Origin of the sequence: Methylobacterium sp. Leaf111 (assembly GCF_001423285.1) — a bacterium.
Lineage (GTDB): Bacteria > Pseudomonadota > Alphaproteobacteria > Rhizobiales > Beijerinckiaceae > Methylobacterium.
The window spans coordinates 90,140-103,716 of sequence record NZ_LMNE01000006.1 but is presented as its reverse complement, the minus strand read 5'-3'; the positions used below and the strand labels follow the sequence as shown (position 1 = coordinate 103,716).

Here is a 13,577-nt window from a genome sequence, read left to right as displayed (position 1 = left end):
ATTCCCGACTTCCCCAAGCGCGAAAGAATGCAACTTGAGGATGTATGTTCCCTGCAGCGGCGAGATCGGACGAGCGGACCGCTGACGGTGCGATACGACGACCTGATTCAGATCGGATCTGACTGTCTCCAGCTTCGTCCGGTTCGCCACGTGGCCCTGCGCGTCCTGATCGACCGCGGTTCCCACGAGGACTTCCGTACCCCGCACGGGACGATGGTGCGGACCTTCCTGCCGGGGGCCGATCTTCTGACGAGCCTCCTGGATGCGGCGGGGGCGCTCTGCGAAACCCTGGAGCCGGAGCTTCGCGAAGACCGGTCCCCCGACATCGACGGGTTCCGGCGACGCCGCCGGATGGTCCTGAGCGTCGCCGAACCGCTGCGCGCCGGCGACCGGGCCGCGCTTGCGAAAATCCTGCACGGCTGGGAGGCGGACAACAGCCGCGGCACCAGGATCGCGCCCTACGGGGCGCCGACGCCGTTCCCCCTGGAGGCGGCGTCGGCCTGAGCCTCAGGCTTCGGCCGGCGCGTCATCGCGAAAGTAGGGCTCCACGGGGCCCTTGAGCTTCACCGTCATCGGGTTGCCGGCCCGGTCCAGGGTCTTGCCGGCCGAGAGGCGGACCCAGCCTTCGCTGACGCAGTATTCCTCGACATTGGTCTTCTCGACGCCCTTGAAGCGGATGCCGATGCCGCGCTCGAGCATCTTCTCGTCGTAGTACGGGCTGTTGGGATTCACAGCGAGGCGGTCGGGGGGCGTGTCGGACATCGTCGCGGGCCTTGGATCGTTTCACGTCGTGCGGTGGGGACGGCGAGCGCTAGCGGGTACGGGATTCGGCGCGAGGCCGCAACGCCGGGCCGTCCGGAGCGCGCGTCGCGGGGGCGGCCAGGAACGCAATCCCCGTCGCGATGGAACAAAATCCGCCGATCGTCAGCGTCGGGCCGCGGTCCGGACGCGACAGGAATGCCCCGCCGTAGGAGTTTGTGCCGAAGGGAAAACCGGCCCGAAGGGCGGGCGGGCACGGTCGATTCGGGGTCTCCGCGCGCGGGTTGCGCCCATCCGGCAGCCGGTGCAACAGGAGCCCCCAGCGAAGATCCCGCCGATGATGGGAGACGCGCTCCGACGCCGGGGCAGCGCGCAATCCTCAGGAGGACGACCATGGGCGACAATATGTCCGACGATCTCAAGTCGGGAGCGCTCGTCTATCACCGACTGCCGCGGCCCGGGAAACTGGAGATCCAGGCGACCAAGCCGCTGGGCAACCAGCGCGACCTGGCGCTGGCCTACTCGCCCGGCGTCGCCGCCGCCTGCATGGCGATCCACGAGGATCCGCAGGAGGCCGCCACCCTCACCATCCGGCAGAACCTCGTCGCGGTGCTCACCAACGGCACGGCCGTGCTCGGCCTCGGCGACATCGGGCCGCTCGCCTCCAAGCCCGTGATGGAGGGCAAGGCCGTCCTGTTCAAGAAGTTCGCCGGCATCGACGTGTTCGACATCGAGGTCGCCCAGCACGACGTGGCCAAGCTCGTCGACGTGGTCTGCGCCCTGGAGCCGACCTTCGGCGGCATCAACCTCGAGGACATCAAGGCGCCGGAGTGCTTCGAGGTCGAGGAGCAGTGCCGGGCCCGGATGAACATCCCGGTCTTCCACGACGACCAGCACGGCACCGCGATCATCGTGGCGGCCGCCGTCCTCAACGGTCTGGAGCTCGCCGGCAAGCAGCTCTCCGACGTCCGCATCGTCACCTCGGGCGCGGGTGCGGCGGCGCTCGCCTGCCTCAACCTGCTGGTGTCGCTGGGCGCCCGCGTCGAGAACATCACCGTCACCGACATCAAGGGCGTGGTCTACAAGGGCCGGCCCGAGCTGATGGACCGCTGGAAGGACGTCTACGCCCAGGAGACGCAGGCCCGGACCCTGGCCGAGGTGATCCCCGGCGCCGACGTGTTCATCGGCCTCTCGGCCGGCGGCGTCCTGAAGCCCGAATACCTGGAAACGATGGCCGACAAGCCGCTGATCATGGCGCTGGCCAACCCCTACCCCGAGATCATGCCGGACCTGGCGCAGGAGAAGCGCCCCGACGCGATGATCTGCACCGGGCGCTCGGACTTCCCCAACCAGGTCAACAACGTCCTGTGCTTCCCCTACATCTTTCGGGGCGCCCTCGACGTCGGCGCCACCTCGATCAACGAGGAGATGAAGCAGGCCGCCGTGAAGGCGATCGCCGCGCTCGCCCGCGAGACGCCCTCCGATGTGGTCGCCCGCGCCTATGGCGGCGAGGCCCGGCCCTTCGGCCCGCGCTCGCTGATCCCGAGCCCGTTCGACCCCCGCCTGATCCTGCGCATCGCCCCCGCCGTGGCCCAGGCCGCGATGGATTCGGGCGTCGCCGGGCGGCCGCTCGAGAACATCCAGGCCTATACCGACAGCCTCGACCGCTTCGTCCACCGCTCGGGCTTCATCATGAAGCCGATCTTCTCCAAGGCGAAGGAGAACCCCAAGCGGGTGATCTACACCGAGGGCGAGGACGAGCGCGTGCTGCGCGCCGCCCAGGCGATCTGCGAGGACAAGGTCGCGCGCCCGATCCTCGTCGGCCGGCCCCGGGTGATCGAGACCCGGATCAAGCGCTTCGGCCTCTCCCTCAAGCAGGGCGTCGATTTCGACCTGATCGATCCCGAGGACGATCCGCGCTACCGCGACTACGTCGCCACCTACCTGGAGGCCGCCGGCCGGCGCGGCATCACGCCCGACGCCGCCCGCACCCTGGTGCGCACCAACAACACGGTGATCGGCGCCATCGCGGTGCGCCGCGGCGAGGCGGACGCGCTGATCTGCGGCCTCGAGGGCCGCTTCGAGACCCGCCTGCGGGTGATCCGCGACGTGATCGGCCTCGCGCCCGGCGTGCTCGATTTCGCCGCCATGAGCCTGATCGTCACCAAGGAGGGCGCCTACTTCCTCGCCGACACCCATGTGCGGCCGGATCCCAGCGCGGAGGAGATCGCCGACGTCGCCGTGGCCTGCGCCGAGCATGTCAGCCGCTTCGGCCTGACCCCGAAGATCGCGCTGCTGAGCCACTCGGATTTCGGCCAGTCGGATTCGCGGTCGGCGGTGAAGATGCGCACCGCCCTGGGCCTGATCCGCGAGCGCCGCTCCGACCTCGAGGTCGACGGGGAGATGCAGGCCGATTCCGCCCTGTCGGAGCTGATCCGCGACCGGGTGATGCCGGCCTCGCGCCTGAAGGGGGCGGCCAACGTGCTGATCCTGCCGAACCTGGATGCGGCCAACATCGCCTTCCAGTTCGCCAAGGTGCTGGCCGACGCCCTGCCCGTCGGGCCCCTGCTCATCGGCCCGGCCAAGCCCGCCCACATCCTGTCGCCCTCGGTGACCGCCCGCGGCATCGTCAACGTCACGGCCGCCGCCGTGGTCGAGGCGCAGGCGGCCGAGGTCGGCGCCAGCCCGGTGCTGGCCGAACCCGGCGTCGGGCCGACCTCCGCCTGAGGGCGGCGACGGCGTCCGGCAAGGGCGAGACCCGCGCGCCGGACGCAGGGGCGGCGGCCGGTCCGCCGCCTCGCCCTGGCAGGCCAAATGCGCTAGCCCTTCGCACGAGGGAGCGTGCGACGGCCGGGCGCGAATCCGGCGCGCCGTCGCGGGCACGGGAGACACGGGATGCAACTCGGCATGATCGGCCTCGGCCGGATGGGCGGCAACATCGTCCGCCGGCTCCTGCGGGACGGGCACCAGGCGGTGGTCTTCGACCAGAACCCGGAGGCGGTCGCCGCCCTGGTGGCGGAGGGCGCCACGGGGGCGGACAGCCTCGAGGACTTCGTCGCCAGGCTCTCCGTGCCCCGGGCCGCCTGGGTGATGCTCCCGGCGGGCGCCATCACCGAGGCCACGGTGACGAGTCTCGGGGGCCTGATGGCCCCGGACGACGTCATCATCGACGGCGGCAATTCCTTCTACAAGGACGACATCCGCCGCGCCGCCACGCTGAAGGGCGCTGGCATCCACTACGTCGACGTCGGCACCTCCGGCGGCGTCTGGGGCCTGGAGCGCGGCTACTGCATGATGATCGGCGGCGACACGGCCGCCCTGGAGCGCCTTGACCTGATCTTCCGGACCCTGGCGCCCGGCCTCGGCACCATCCCGAAGACCCCGGGGCGCGAGGGCCGCGATCCCCGCGCGGAGGCCGGCTACATCCATGCGGGTCCGAGCGGGGCCGGCCACTTCGTCAAGATGGTCCACAACGGCATCGAGTACGGCCTGATGCAGGCCTATGCCGAGGGCTTCGACATCCTCCGGCACGCCGATTCCGAGGACCTGCCCGAGGCCCAGCGCTTCCGGCTGAACATTGGCGACATCGCCGAGGTCTGGCGCCGCGGCAGCGTCGTCTCGTCCTGGCTCCTCGACCTCACCGCCGGGGCCCTGGCCCGGGACGAGCACCTGGAGGACTTCTCCGGCTTCGTCGCCGATTCCGGCGAGGGCCGCTGGACCCTGAACGCTGCCATCGAGGAATCCGTGCCGGCCAACGTGCTCTCGGCCGCCCTCTACGCGCGCTTCCGCTCCCGCGAGGAGGCGAGCTACGCCGACAAGCTGCTCTCGGCCATGCGCAAGGGCTTCGGCGGCCACCAGGAGCCGAAATAACCCCGCGGCGGTCGCCCGCGCGTGCGGGGGGCCGCCCCCGGACCCGTCCCGCCCCCATCGAGGTTCCGCGCCGATGATCCCCCTGCCCGAGGCCGCCGAGATCCTGCCCGATGCCGACGCGGTGGCGGAGGCTGCCGCCGCCCGCCTCGTGGCCCTGTGCGGCTCGGCGCCGCGTCCGGCCATCGCGGTCTGCCTCTCCGGCGGCTCCACGCCCAAGCGCCTCTACGCCCGGCTGAGCGGCCCGGACTACCGGGCGCAGCTGCCCTGGGAACGCCTGCACTGGTTCTTCGGCGACGACCGGATGGTGCCGTGGACGGATGCGGCGAGCAATGTCCGCATGGCGCGCGAGGCCTTCGGCGACGCGCCGATCCCGGAGGGCCACCTGCACGGGATGGACACGGGCGGAACCCCGGAGTCCGGGGCGCGCGCCTATGCCGAGACCCTGCGGGCGTTCTACGGCGCCGCCGTCCTCGATCCCGCCCGGCCCCTGTTCGACCTCGTCCTCCTCGGCCTCGGCGAGGACGGGCACACGGCCTCGCTGTTTCCGGCCAAGCCGGCCCTGGCCGAGCGGCAGGCCTGGACGGCGCCGGTGCCGGAGGCGGGGCTCGCCCCCTTCGTGCCGCGCATCACCCTCACCTTCCCGGCCCTCGCCTCGGCCCGGGAGACCCTGGTCCTCGTGACGGGAGCCGGGAAGCAGGAACCCCTGCGCCGACTCGCCCGCGGCGAGGACCTGCCCGTCCGGCACCTGCGCAGTGTTGGCCGCCTGGTCTGGCTGGTCGACCAGGAGGCGGCAGGCGCCTGATCTGCGCGACATCAGAGATGCGTCGGTCCCGGCCGACGCTTCACTGACAAAAGATGTTGATTTGTCGGTATCGGTAGGCGAACACTTTCGAATTGCCGGACTGGCCCGGTTTCGCAACGCTGTGTCATGAGCGGGGAGTCTTGGGCGTGGAGTCTTCCGCAGGCCTGTCCCGCCGCCCCGCCCGTCCCCGGCGGTGGCGCCGCACCGCCCGGCACCGCATCGGACCGCTGCGCTCGATCTCCGAGGCCGCGCCGCATCCGATCCTGCGCGGCATGCGCTCCGGCGCCATCGCGGGCCTCGCCCTGGTGGCCGGCCTCGGCCTGCCCATCCTGCTGGTTCTCACCGTGAAGGCGCCCTCCCCGGCCCTGGACGAGGCGCCCGCCGCCGCCCGGGTCTGGGCCGCCGAGCCGGTCGCCCGGGCCGTGGCCGAGCCCGCGCCCCCTCTCGCGCCCGCCAGGGGGGCGGCCGCGACGGCGGGAGCCGGGGTCGACGCCGGGCCGAGCCGCGACGCGCGCGGCCCGGGCCCCGCCGCCCCGCCGCCGACCTCGGGGCGTGGGGACGGGGCGCGCTCGGCCCTCAGCCTCGACCGGATCCCGGTGCTCGACGACCCGAGCGGGGCCCTCACGATCGAGGATCCGACGGCGCCGGAAGCCAGGCCGGTGCGGCCGGCCCGCGCCGCCGCGGCCAAGCCTCCCAGAACGCCCTGACGCCGTCCGCCCAGGCCGGCGCATGACAAGACCCGCCGCGACGGACGTCGGGCGGGTCGAAACGTCGGGAGCGAGCCTCGCTCAGGCCGCGCGCCGGGCCGTCGACAGGGCGTTGTCGTTGAGCGCGACGAACATGCCGGCGGAGCCCGTGTCGGCGGCCGCCGGTCCGGTGGCCTCCTCGTCCACCAGCAGGGCCAGCATCGGGCCGATGGCGACGGCGGCCAGGCCGAGAACGAACAGAGAGAGCATCGAAGTATCCCGGTTGCGGTGCGACGGAGGATTGTCGCACCGCACAACGGGATTTGGTATGCCACATACCGCAATGCGGTCATGCAACCGGGGCCGGCCTCGACGGCCGGCAAGCGACGGTGGGGCCGCGAAGGTCAGGACGATCGCTCGGACGAGGCCGGTCGCTTCCGCGGCCCCGAGCCCGCGATCATCGGTGCAGCGGCTCGGGGACGATCGGCGGCAGCGGCAGCAGGTAGTAGCCGCCGACCAGCAGGATGGCCGACAGGACGAGGCCGAGGGAGGAGACGTACAGCACGGCGAACACGTCGCGATTGAAGTCCGCCGTCTGCAGCACGACGATCGCGAAGGGAATGCTCACCAGGGCGAGGAGGACGGAGAAGACCATCGCGGAACCTTTGCTCGGAACCTTTGCTCGGAACCTTGCCCGGAATGTTGCCCGGTGGGGGCCCGCCCGACACCGCTCGGGATCGCCCGGGGGCGGACGGCTTCGAGCCGGGCTCCGGGCCCGGCTCGAGAGGGGGACGTCGCGTCGGGCCGGGCGCGGCGGGACGCCCGGGGATGCCCCGGCCCGGGGGCCGGGGCGCGGGCGGGTCAAGCGTGTGCCAGGGCGCCGGCCGGCTGGGCCACGCCTTGCGCGGCGTGGTGGCGCTTCAGCATCGGCCGCAGCACGGCGATGGCGAGGAAGGCCGCGACGAGGTCCATCACCGCCACGGTGTAGAGCACCGTCGCCCAGGTCCCGGTCGCCTGCATCAGCAGGTTGCCCACCGGCACGAACAGCGCGGCGAAGCCCTTGGCGCAATAGAGCACGCCGTAGATCTTGCCGATGTGCTTGGAGCCGAAGGTGTCGGCGGCGGTGGCGCTGAACAGGGAGTAGACCTCGCCCCAGGCCAGGAACACGATGCCCGAGAGGATGACGAAGGCCCACGGGTTGGTGCCGAAGTAGCCCAGCGCGACGATGCCGATCCCCTCCATGGTGAAGGCGATGAACATCGTCTTCTCGCGCCCGATCCGGTCGGAGACGTAGCCGAAGAGCGGACGCGAGATGCCGTTCATGATCCGGTCGAGCATCAGCGCGAAGGGCAGCGCGGCCATGGCGAAAAAGTACAGGTTGACCTGGAATTCCTTGACGCCGAGATCCTGCGCGATGACGCCGAGCTGGGCCACCGCCATCAGGCCGCCCGTGACCGTGCAGGTGAACATCAGCAGCATCACCCAGAACACCGGCGTGCGCAGGGCCTCGCGCAGGGTGTAGTCGCGCCGGGTCTGCAGCACCTTGGTGGAGAAGGTGACCTCGCCCTTGGACGGTGCGCGCAGGCCGATGGCCGCCAGCATGATGATGCCGCCCTGGATCAGCCCGAAGATGAAGAAGGCCTGGGCGTAGCTGCCCTGCGAAATCATGTTGGCGATCGGGATGATCGTCAGGGCCGAGCCCGCGCCGTAGCCGCCCGCCGTCAGGCCGACCGCGAGGCCGCGCTTGTCCGGGAACCACTTCAGGGCGTTGTTGATGCAGGTGGCGTAGACGCAGCCGACGCCGATGCCGCCCGCCACCGAGCCGGCATAGAAGCCGGTGAGCGAGGTGGCGTAGGAGTTGATGACCCAGGCCAGGCCCGTCATCAGGCCGCCGAACATCACCACGCGGCTCGGGCCGTACTTGTCGATGAAGTAGCCCTCGATCGGGGTCAGCCAGGTCTGGACCACGACGAAGATCGTGAACGCGACCTGGATCGCCGCGCGATCCCAGCCGAAGGTCTTCTGGATCTCGGGGACGAAGAGTGTCCAGGCATATTGTATATTGGCAGCGGCGACCATGCAGGCCACGCCGAGAATCAGTTGCAACCATCGATTGACGGATGGTTTCGTTGCGGGGGGCGCGGCAGCAGTCATCGCCATGAGCTCGTTTCCTCGTTCTGCTTGGGACGGGATGCGTTGTGTTGAAGATCCCGATTGGAATGCTCGATTGCGGCCCGCACGCCTGAGGCGAATCCTATGGTTCATTTGTCGGGCAGCACACCTGCATTATTTGGTATGCCACGGATCGGTGCAAGCAGAATAATTCTACGACGGGGCGGGATTTTTCGGGATTAAATGGGCCGCTGGGCGCGTTTATCGCCTCTGACCGAGGTTGTGCGGAATCCGTTCCTGATTAGGACGCGGCTGGCCGCCGGATCATCGCTGGCGGCGGGGCACAATGCTGTCCTGTGCCTGTCGTGACGGCGGCTTTTTCCGGGAAAGCCTTCGGAAGAGGCTGGAGGCCGCGGGGTCCGGCCGCGGATCCCTAGCGGGGCAGGCGCAGGAGCCGCGGCCGCCAGATGCCCAGGACGACGTTCGCCGTGGCCACCGCCAGCAACACCCAGAGCGTCCCGCGCTCCGGCCCGAGGCTGGCCGCCAGGGTGGCGGGATCGACCCGTCCCGCCAGCGCCAGGGCGCTCTGCTCCGCCTCCTGGCGCATTGGCCCCTGCACGTAGACGAGCACGCCCTCAAACATCAGCACCCCGGTGGCGAGCTTCAGCCAAGCCCAGCCCGCGTTGAGGAAGCCGCGGTTCAGGGTCATGGCCAGCAGCCCGGAGACCAGGGTCAGCGCCAGGCTCGGCAGGACGATCCAGGTGGCGACCGCCCCCATGGCGGCCCGTGCCGCGGCGTAGCCGTCGAGGGCGCTCGGCGGCGGCGCCGCGCCGAGCATGACGACGAGGGCCGCCATCGCGCCCAGAAGGCCGGTCGACCCCATCGTGTGGAGGAACTTCATCAGGCGTCGCGTCACGCGTCCGGCCCCCGGCTCAGGATCGACCGATCCTAGCCCGGACGGACGGCGCGGCGGTAGCCGGCGCGCGCCTACTAACCCAATCCGGCGGATCCCTTCGGGATGGCGGATGTGGGCTTCGCGCACGCGCCGCGCCGGCTTGCCGATCCGGGCAGCGCTTCGATCGAGCGGAGCCCGGATCAGCCGTCCCGGTCGGGCGCCACGTGGATCCGGGCGCCGGCCTCGGCCAGGCGCCGCAGCTCCTCGCGCGGCTCCGGCGAATCCGTCACCAGGGTCCAGTCGCGCGGAAGCGGCGCCCAGGCGGTCTGCTCGGCCCGGCCGAGCTTGCCCGCATTGGCCAGCACGATCACCTCGCGCGCCTGGCGCATCATGAGGGACTTGAGGGCGACCTGGTCGAGGCTCGCCTCGCACAGGCCGCGCCCGGCCACGACGCCGTCGGCGCTGACGATCGCCCGGTCCGCCGTCATCAGGCGCAGGGCCTCGATGGCGAGGGGGCCGACGGTGCTCATGCTGGTGGCCCGGAGCGCCCCCCCGAGGACGACGAGGTCGAGGTCCGGCGCCTCGGCCAGGAAGGGCAGCAGCGCGAGGTTGTTGGTGATGATCCGCAGCCGCCGCTTGGCCAGGAGCTGGCCAAAGGCCGCCACCGTCGAGCCGGCGTCGAGGATCAGCGTGTCCCCGTCCGCCACGAGGTCGAGGGCGGCGCGGGCGATCGCCCGCTTCTCCGCGCCGTTCACGGCGAGCCGCTCGGTCAGGGTGGTCTCGGGCGGGTGGCGCGTCAGGATCGCCCCGCCATAGGTCCGGCGCACGGCCCGGGTGGCGGAGAGGTGCTGGAGGTCGCGGCGGACCGTGGAGGCGGAGACCTTCAGACGGGCCGCCACGTCGTCGACGTCGATCTCGCCGACGCTCAGCGCCTCCAGCAGCAACGCCCGACGCTCCCGGCTGCGCATCGACATGGGTTCGTGGCTCTCCCGGCTTCGATCCCTCGTCATGGCCGAGGTCGCGGCCGCTGGCCGGGGCGTTTCGCCCGGATCGGCGGCGGCGCGACAGGACCCACGCGGGCTCAGGCGGCGATCGATTTCGGCGCGAGGTCGACGGCCTGGCGCAGGGCCTCGATCAGGCTGCGCTCGTCCGCGATCCCCGTGCCGGCGATGTCGAAGGCCGTGCCGTGGTCGACGGAGGTGCGGATCACCGGCAGGCCCACGGTGATGTTCACCCCCGCCTCGAGTCCCAGGACCTTGATCGGGCCGTGGCCCTGATCGTGGTACATGGCCACCACCATGTCGTAGTCGCCGCGCCCGGCGAGGAAGAACAGCGTGTCGGCGGGCAGCGGTCCGCGCACGTCCCAGCCCTTCGCCCGGCAGGCCGCGATGGCCGGGGCGATCTTCTCCGCCTCCTCGCCCCGCCCGAACAGGCCGTTCTCGCCCGCATGGGGATTGATGGCGCAGACGCCGATCTTCGGATCGGCGAGGCCCGCCTTCACCAGGACGGCGTGGCCGCGGGCGATGACGCGCTCGACGAGGCCGGGCTCGATCTTCGCGATGGCGTCGATGAGGCCGATATGGGTGGTGACGTGGATCACCCGCAGCTTGGGTGAGACCAGCATCATCGAGACCTCCGGCGTGCCGGTGAGGTGGGCGAGGAGCTCGGTGTGGCCGGGGAACCTGTGGCCGGCGGCGTGGAGCGCCTCCTTGGACAGGGGCGCCGTGCAGATGCCCTGGGCCTGCCCGGCCTGGACCACCGCCACGGCCTTCTCGATGTAGCGGTAGGCCGCCTCGCCGGCGACCGGCGAGACCTGCCCGAACGGCAGGTCGGCGGGCACGACCTTGAGGTCGAGGCACTGCACAGCGCCGCCGTCGAAATCCGCCTCCCCGGCCGCCGACAGGGCATCGACCGTCAGGCCGGAGCCGACGATCCGGCCGGCCTGCCGCAGGCGCTCGGCGTCGCCGATGACCAGGGGCCGGCACGTCGCCTGGACGTCGGCATGCCCCAGCGCCTTCATGATGATCTCCGGCCCGATGCCGGCGGGGTCGCCCATGGTGATCGCGAGCGTGGGGCGGGTCATGAGAAGCGTCCTTCGAGTCGGGCGGCGCGCAGGCGCTCGCGAATGCGGATGAGGGAGTCGGCGTCGCCGAAGGCGCCGGCCTTGGTGGCGACCGGCACGGCGAGGCGCCCCAGGGTCAGGCCGAGGGAGACCCCCGGCTCGATCTCGTCGACGAGGCGGATGCCGTCGACGCCGAAGCGCGCCAGCAGCGCCGCGGCGGTCTCGCCGCCGGTGGCCGCCACGGCACCGATCCGGCAGGCCACCGGGTCGAGGGCTTCGGCGAGGCCCCGGGCCAGGCGCGGTCCGAGGGCCATGTCGGGCTCGCCCGCGGTGGTGATCTCCACCAGGGCGTCGCCCCCGGCCTCGAGGATGGCGGCGACGCGGCCGGCGAAGGCGGCCCGGGCCGGGCCGTCGACGAGCAGCGTCCCCGGGTCCACGGGCAGGTGGGTGACGCCGTCCCGTCCGGCAAGCCGGCGGGCGGCCGCGCGGCTGGCGGCGGCCAGCGAGCCGACCACGATCAGGCTGCCGAAGCGGCTCGGCGCGTGGGACGGGGGCTGCATCGCCGGTGCCGTCGGGAGGGCGGCGAGCGCATGGGCGAGGCCCGCGCTGCCGATGAAGAACGGGGCCGGCGCCAGGGACAGGCCCGCCGCCGCGATCCGGTCGAGGTCGGCCTCGGTCTCGGCATCGCAGACCGCGACGGCCGGCCCCGTCGCGGCGATTCGGGCCAGCTCCGCGGCCAAGTCGGCGACCAAGTCGGTGGCCAAGTCGCCGCCGCGGCCGGTCCCGCGCACGGTAGCGAGCGACACCGTCTCGCTGCGGATCCCCGCGCCGGCGAGGATGGCCCGGAGGTCGGCGCTCGCGTAGGTGTGGTCGCGCCGCCAGACCTCCGCCGCCTCCAGGGGGCGGCCGTCGACCCGGACCCGGCCCTCCAGGGTGGTCCGGCCGGTGGCCGGGAAGGCCGGGGCGCAGATCCCGAAGGCGGACCCGGTCCGGGCCGCCAGGACCGCCAGGGTGGCGGCGGTCTCGGCGGCGGGCTGGCCCCGGAGGGTCGAATCGATCTTCTTGAACAGGACCCGGTCCGGCGCGAACCAGCGCGCCAGCAGGGCGGCGTGCCGCGCCGCCGCCGCGTCCCCGGACAGGCCGCGGCTGTCGGCGTCGTAGGCCAGCACCGCGAGGTCCCGGTCGGCGATGCCCGCGGCCTCCCCCCAGGTCACCGCCGCGTCGAGGCCGCGCCGCCCGAAGGCGATGGCGCAATCGGCCGCCCCCGTCAGGTCGTCGGCGAGGATGAGCCAGCGGCGGGCCGAATCGGCGGCGGTCATGTCAGCGGCCGGCAACGGGCTGCGCGGGGGCCGCCACCTCCGGGCTCCCGGTCTCGGCCTCGGCCTCGCCGCCGCCGAAGCGCCGGGACGCCCAGGCGGTGGCGATCGGCACCAGGATCGCCGTCACGACGACGCAGGCCGCCACCAGGATCGTCGCCGGTCCGGCGGCCTCGGCATAGGCCGGGTTGGCCGAGGCGACGATCGCCGGCACGGCGGCGGCGTTGCCCGCCGTCGAGGCCGCCGCGATCCCGGCGACGCCGGTCCCCCCCGTGAGCCGGTCGGCGAAGAACAGCGGGATGCCGGTGACCACCACCACGGCGACGCCCATGGCGAGGCCGAGCAGGCCGGCCTGCCAAACCTTGGTCAGGTCGAGGCCGGCCCCCAGGGCGAAGGCGAAGAACGGGATCATCACGGGGATCGCCCGGCTGAGGAAGGCGCGCATCTCCCGGTCGAGGTTGCCGATGATCATGCCGACGAGGAGCGGCAGGATCGCGCCCACCAGGGTCTGCCAGGGAAAGGCCGAGAGCCCGGCGACGCCGAGGGTCACCATGGTGAGGAACGGCCCGCTCTCCAGGGACATCACCGTGTAGGCCCCGACGTCGCGGGGTCGGCCGTACTGGCCCATCAGGGCCATGTAGAGGCCCCCGTTGGTGTCGTTCATGGCGGCGACCACCGCCAGGGTGGAGAGGCCCGCGAACATGCCGGCCGCGACGGGCGCCTCGCCGAGGACCTGCCCGAAGACCAGCCCCAGCAGGATGGCGATGCCGACCTTCACGACCAGCAGGGTGCCGCCCTTCTTCATGATGTAGGGCGTCGCGCGGAAGTCGATGCTGGCGCCCATGCAGACGTAGAAGACCGCCAGGATCGTCAGGGCGCCGGAGAAGAGCGCGCCCGTGAACGAGCCGAACAGCTTCGGCGTGCCGGGAAAGAAGGTGGCGATCAGCGCGCCGGCCAGGAGCGGCACCACCATCATGCCGCCGGGCACCGCCTCGATGGCCCGCTTGATCGGAATCTGCATGCGCGTTTCCTCCGTGCGCGTTTCGCGCAATTTTTTCGCTTTTGACGATTTTTT

At 72.0% G+C, this 13,577-nt stretch carries 14 protein-coding genes; 5 read left to right on the top strand and 9 right to left on the bottom strand.

The features are described from left to right. Nucleotides 1–150: 150 nt before the first annotated feature. Nucleotides 151–504 (top strand): hypothetical protein, encoded by a 354-nt coding sequence (locus ASF41_RS07120; RefSeq protein ID WP_056491947.1) that lies wholly within the window; start codon nt 151–153, stop codon nt 502–504. 3 nt (nt 505–507) lie between these two features. Here ASF41_RS07120 and ASF41_RS07115 read toward each other — a convergent pair whose 3' ends face one another. Then, nucleotides 508–762, bottom strand: coding sequence for a DUF3297 family protein (locus ASF41_RS07115; RefSeq protein WP_056214155.1), 255 nt, complete (start codon nt 760–762; stop codon nt 508–510). Between the two features lie 390 nt (nt 763–1,152). Here ASF41_RS07115 and ASF41_RS07110 point away from each other — a divergent pair, with 390 nt between their 5' ends. The 4 genes from ASF41_RS07110 to ASF41_RS07095 all read left to right on the top strand — a co-directional run bounded on the left by ASF41_RS07110 (nt 1,153) and on the right by ASF41_RS07095 (nt 6,138). Next, nucleotides 1,153–3,486 (top strand): NADP-dependent malic enzyme, encoded by a 2,334-nt coding sequence (locus ASF41_RS07110; RefSeq protein WP_056214152.1) that lies wholly within the window; start codon nt 1,153–1,155, stop codon nt 3,484–3,486. Between the two features lie 168 nt (nt 3,487–3,654). Next, nucleotides 3,655–4,629 (top strand): phosphogluconate dehydrogenase (NAD(+)-dependent, decarboxylating), encoded by a 975-nt coding sequence (gnd, locus tag ASF41_RS07105; RefSeq protein WP_056491944.1) that lies wholly within the window; start codon nt 3,655–3,657, stop codon nt 4,627–4,629. Nucleotides 4,630–4,702: 73 nt separating this feature from the next. Next, nucleotides 4,703–5,431 carry a 6-phosphogluconolactonase gene (pgl, locus tag ASF41_RS07100; RefSeq protein ID WP_056277684.1) on the top strand — a complete coding sequence of 243 codons (729 nt, stop codon included), beginning with the start codon at nt 4,703–4,705 and terminating at the stop codon, nt 5,429–5,431. Between the two features lie 146 nt (nt 5,432–5,577). Beyond that, the gene (locus tag ASF41_RS07095) at nt 5,578–6,138 is read left to right on the top strand and encodes a hypothetical protein (RefSeq protein ID WP_156653227.1); all 561 of its coding nucleotides are present in this window, start codon (nt 5,578–5,580) and stop codon (nt 6,136–6,138) included. Nucleotides 6,139–6,219: 81 nt separating this feature from the next. Here the strand turns inward: ASF41_RS07095 and ASF41_RS24670 are convergent, their stop codons facing one another. The 8 genes from ASF41_RS24670 to ASF41_RS07060 form a co-directional block, all read right to left on the bottom strand. Then, a complete protein-coding gene (locus tag ASF41_RS24670; protein WP_156649637.1) occupies nt 6,220–6,387 on the bottom strand; it encodes a hypothetical protein in 168 nt (55 codons plus the stop codon). Between the two features lie 187 nt (nt 6,388–6,574). Further along, the gene (locus tag ASF41_RS07090) at nt 6,575–6,772 is read right to left on the bottom strand and encodes a hypothetical protein (protein ID WP_056491938.1); all 198 of its coding nucleotides are present in this window, start codon (nt 6,770–6,772) and stop codon (nt 6,575–6,577) included. Nucleotides 6,773–6,978: 206 nt separating this feature from the next. Then, nucleotides 6,979–8,271, bottom strand: a complete 1,293-nt coding sequence (gene oxlT, locus ASF41_RS07085; protein WP_056214277.1) for an oxalate/formate MFS antiporter — start codon at nt 8,269–8,271, stop codon at nt 6,979–6,981. A 391-nt stretch (nt 8,272–8,662) separates the two neighbouring features. Then, nucleotides 8,663–9,130 carry a hypothetical protein gene (locus tag ASF41_RS07080; RefSeq protein WP_056214274.1) on the bottom strand — a complete coding sequence of 156 codons (468 nt, stop codon included), beginning with the start codon at nt 9,128–9,130 and terminating at the stop codon, nt 8,663–8,665. Between the two features lie 194 nt (nt 9,131–9,324). Further along, the gene (locus ASF41_RS07075) at nt 9,325–10,098 is read right to left on the bottom strand and encodes a DeoR/GlpR family DNA-binding transcription regulator (protein WP_056491935.1); all 774 of its coding nucleotides are present in this window, start codon (nt 10,096–10,098) and stop codon (nt 9,325–9,327) included. 107 nt (nt 10,099–10,205) lie between these two features. Continuing rightward, entirely contained in the window at nt 10,206–11,207 is a 1,002-nt protein-coding gene (gene pdxA / locus ASF41_RS07070) for a 4-hydroxythreonine-4-phosphate dehydrogenase PdxA (protein ID WP_056214133.1), read from the bottom strand. Then, a complete protein-coding gene (locus ASF41_RS07065; protein WP_056492011.1) occupies nt 11,204–12,505 on the bottom strand; it encodes a four-carbon acid sugar kinase family protein in 1,302 nt (433 codons plus the stop codon). The genes pdxA and ASF41_RS07065 overlap by 4 nt, the downstream gene beginning before the upstream one ends. 1 nt (nt 12,506) lies before the next feature. Next, nucleotides 12,507–13,523 (bottom strand): 2-keto-3-deoxygluconate permease, encoded by a 1,017-nt coding sequence (locus ASF41_RS07060; protein ID WP_056214127.1) that lies wholly within the window; start codon nt 13,521–13,523, stop codon nt 12,507–12,509. Nucleotides 13,524–13,577 lie beyond the last annotated feature (54 nt).

What these genes read in the sequence shown, in the direction of transcription:
- oxlT (WP_056214277.1), bottom strand. Translation starts at nt 8,271, where the DNA reads ATGACTGCTGCCGCGCCCCCCGCAACGAAACCATCCGTCAATCGATGG.
- ASF41_RS07075 (WP_056491935.1), bottom strand. Translation starts at nt 10,098, where the DNA reads ATGTCGATGCGCAGCCGGGAGCGTCGGGCGTTGCTGCTGGAGGCGCTG.
- ASF41_RS07110 (WP_056214152.1), top strand. Translation starts at nt 1,153, where the DNA reads ATGGGCGACAATATGTCCGACGATCTCAAGTCGGGAGCGCTCGTCTAT.
- ASF41_RS07060 (WP_056214127.1), bottom strand. Translation starts at nt 13,523, where the DNA reads ATGCAGATTCCGATCAAGCGGGCCATCGAGGCGGTGCCCGGCGGCATG.
- pdxA (WP_056214133.1), bottom strand. Translation starts at nt 11,207, where the DNA reads ATGACCCGCCCCACGCTCGCGATCACCATGGGCGACCCCGCCGGCATC.
- ASF41_RS24670 (WP_156649637.1), bottom strand. Translation starts at nt 6,387, where the DNA reads ATGCTCTCTCTGTTCGTTCTCGGCCTGGCCGCCGTCGCCATCGGCCCG.
- pgl (WP_056277684.1), top strand. Translation starts at nt 4,703, where the DNA reads ATGATCCCCCTGCCCGAGGCCGCCGAGATCCTGCCCGATGCCGACGCG.
- gnd (WP_056491944.1), top strand. Translation starts at nt 3,655, where the DNA reads ATGCAACTCGGCATGATCGGCCTCGGCCGGATGGGCGGCAACATCGTC.
- ASF41_RS07115 (WP_056214155.1), bottom strand. Translation starts at nt 762, where the DNA reads ATGTCCGACACGCCCCCCGACCGCCTCGCTGTGAATCCCAACAGCCCG.
- ASF41_RS07080 (WP_056214274.1), bottom strand. Translation starts at nt 9,130, where the DNA reads ATGAAGTTCCTCCACACGATGGGGTCGACCGGCCTTCTGGGCGCGATG.
- ASF41_RS07090 (WP_056491938.1), bottom strand. Translation starts at nt 6,772, where the DNA reads ATGGTCTTCTCCGTCCTCCTCGCCCTGGTGAGCATTCCCTTCGCGATC.
- ASF41_RS07065 (WP_056492011.1), bottom strand. Translation starts at nt 12,505, where the DNA reads ATGACCGCCGCCGATTCGGCCCGCCGCTGGCTCATCCTCGCCGACGAC.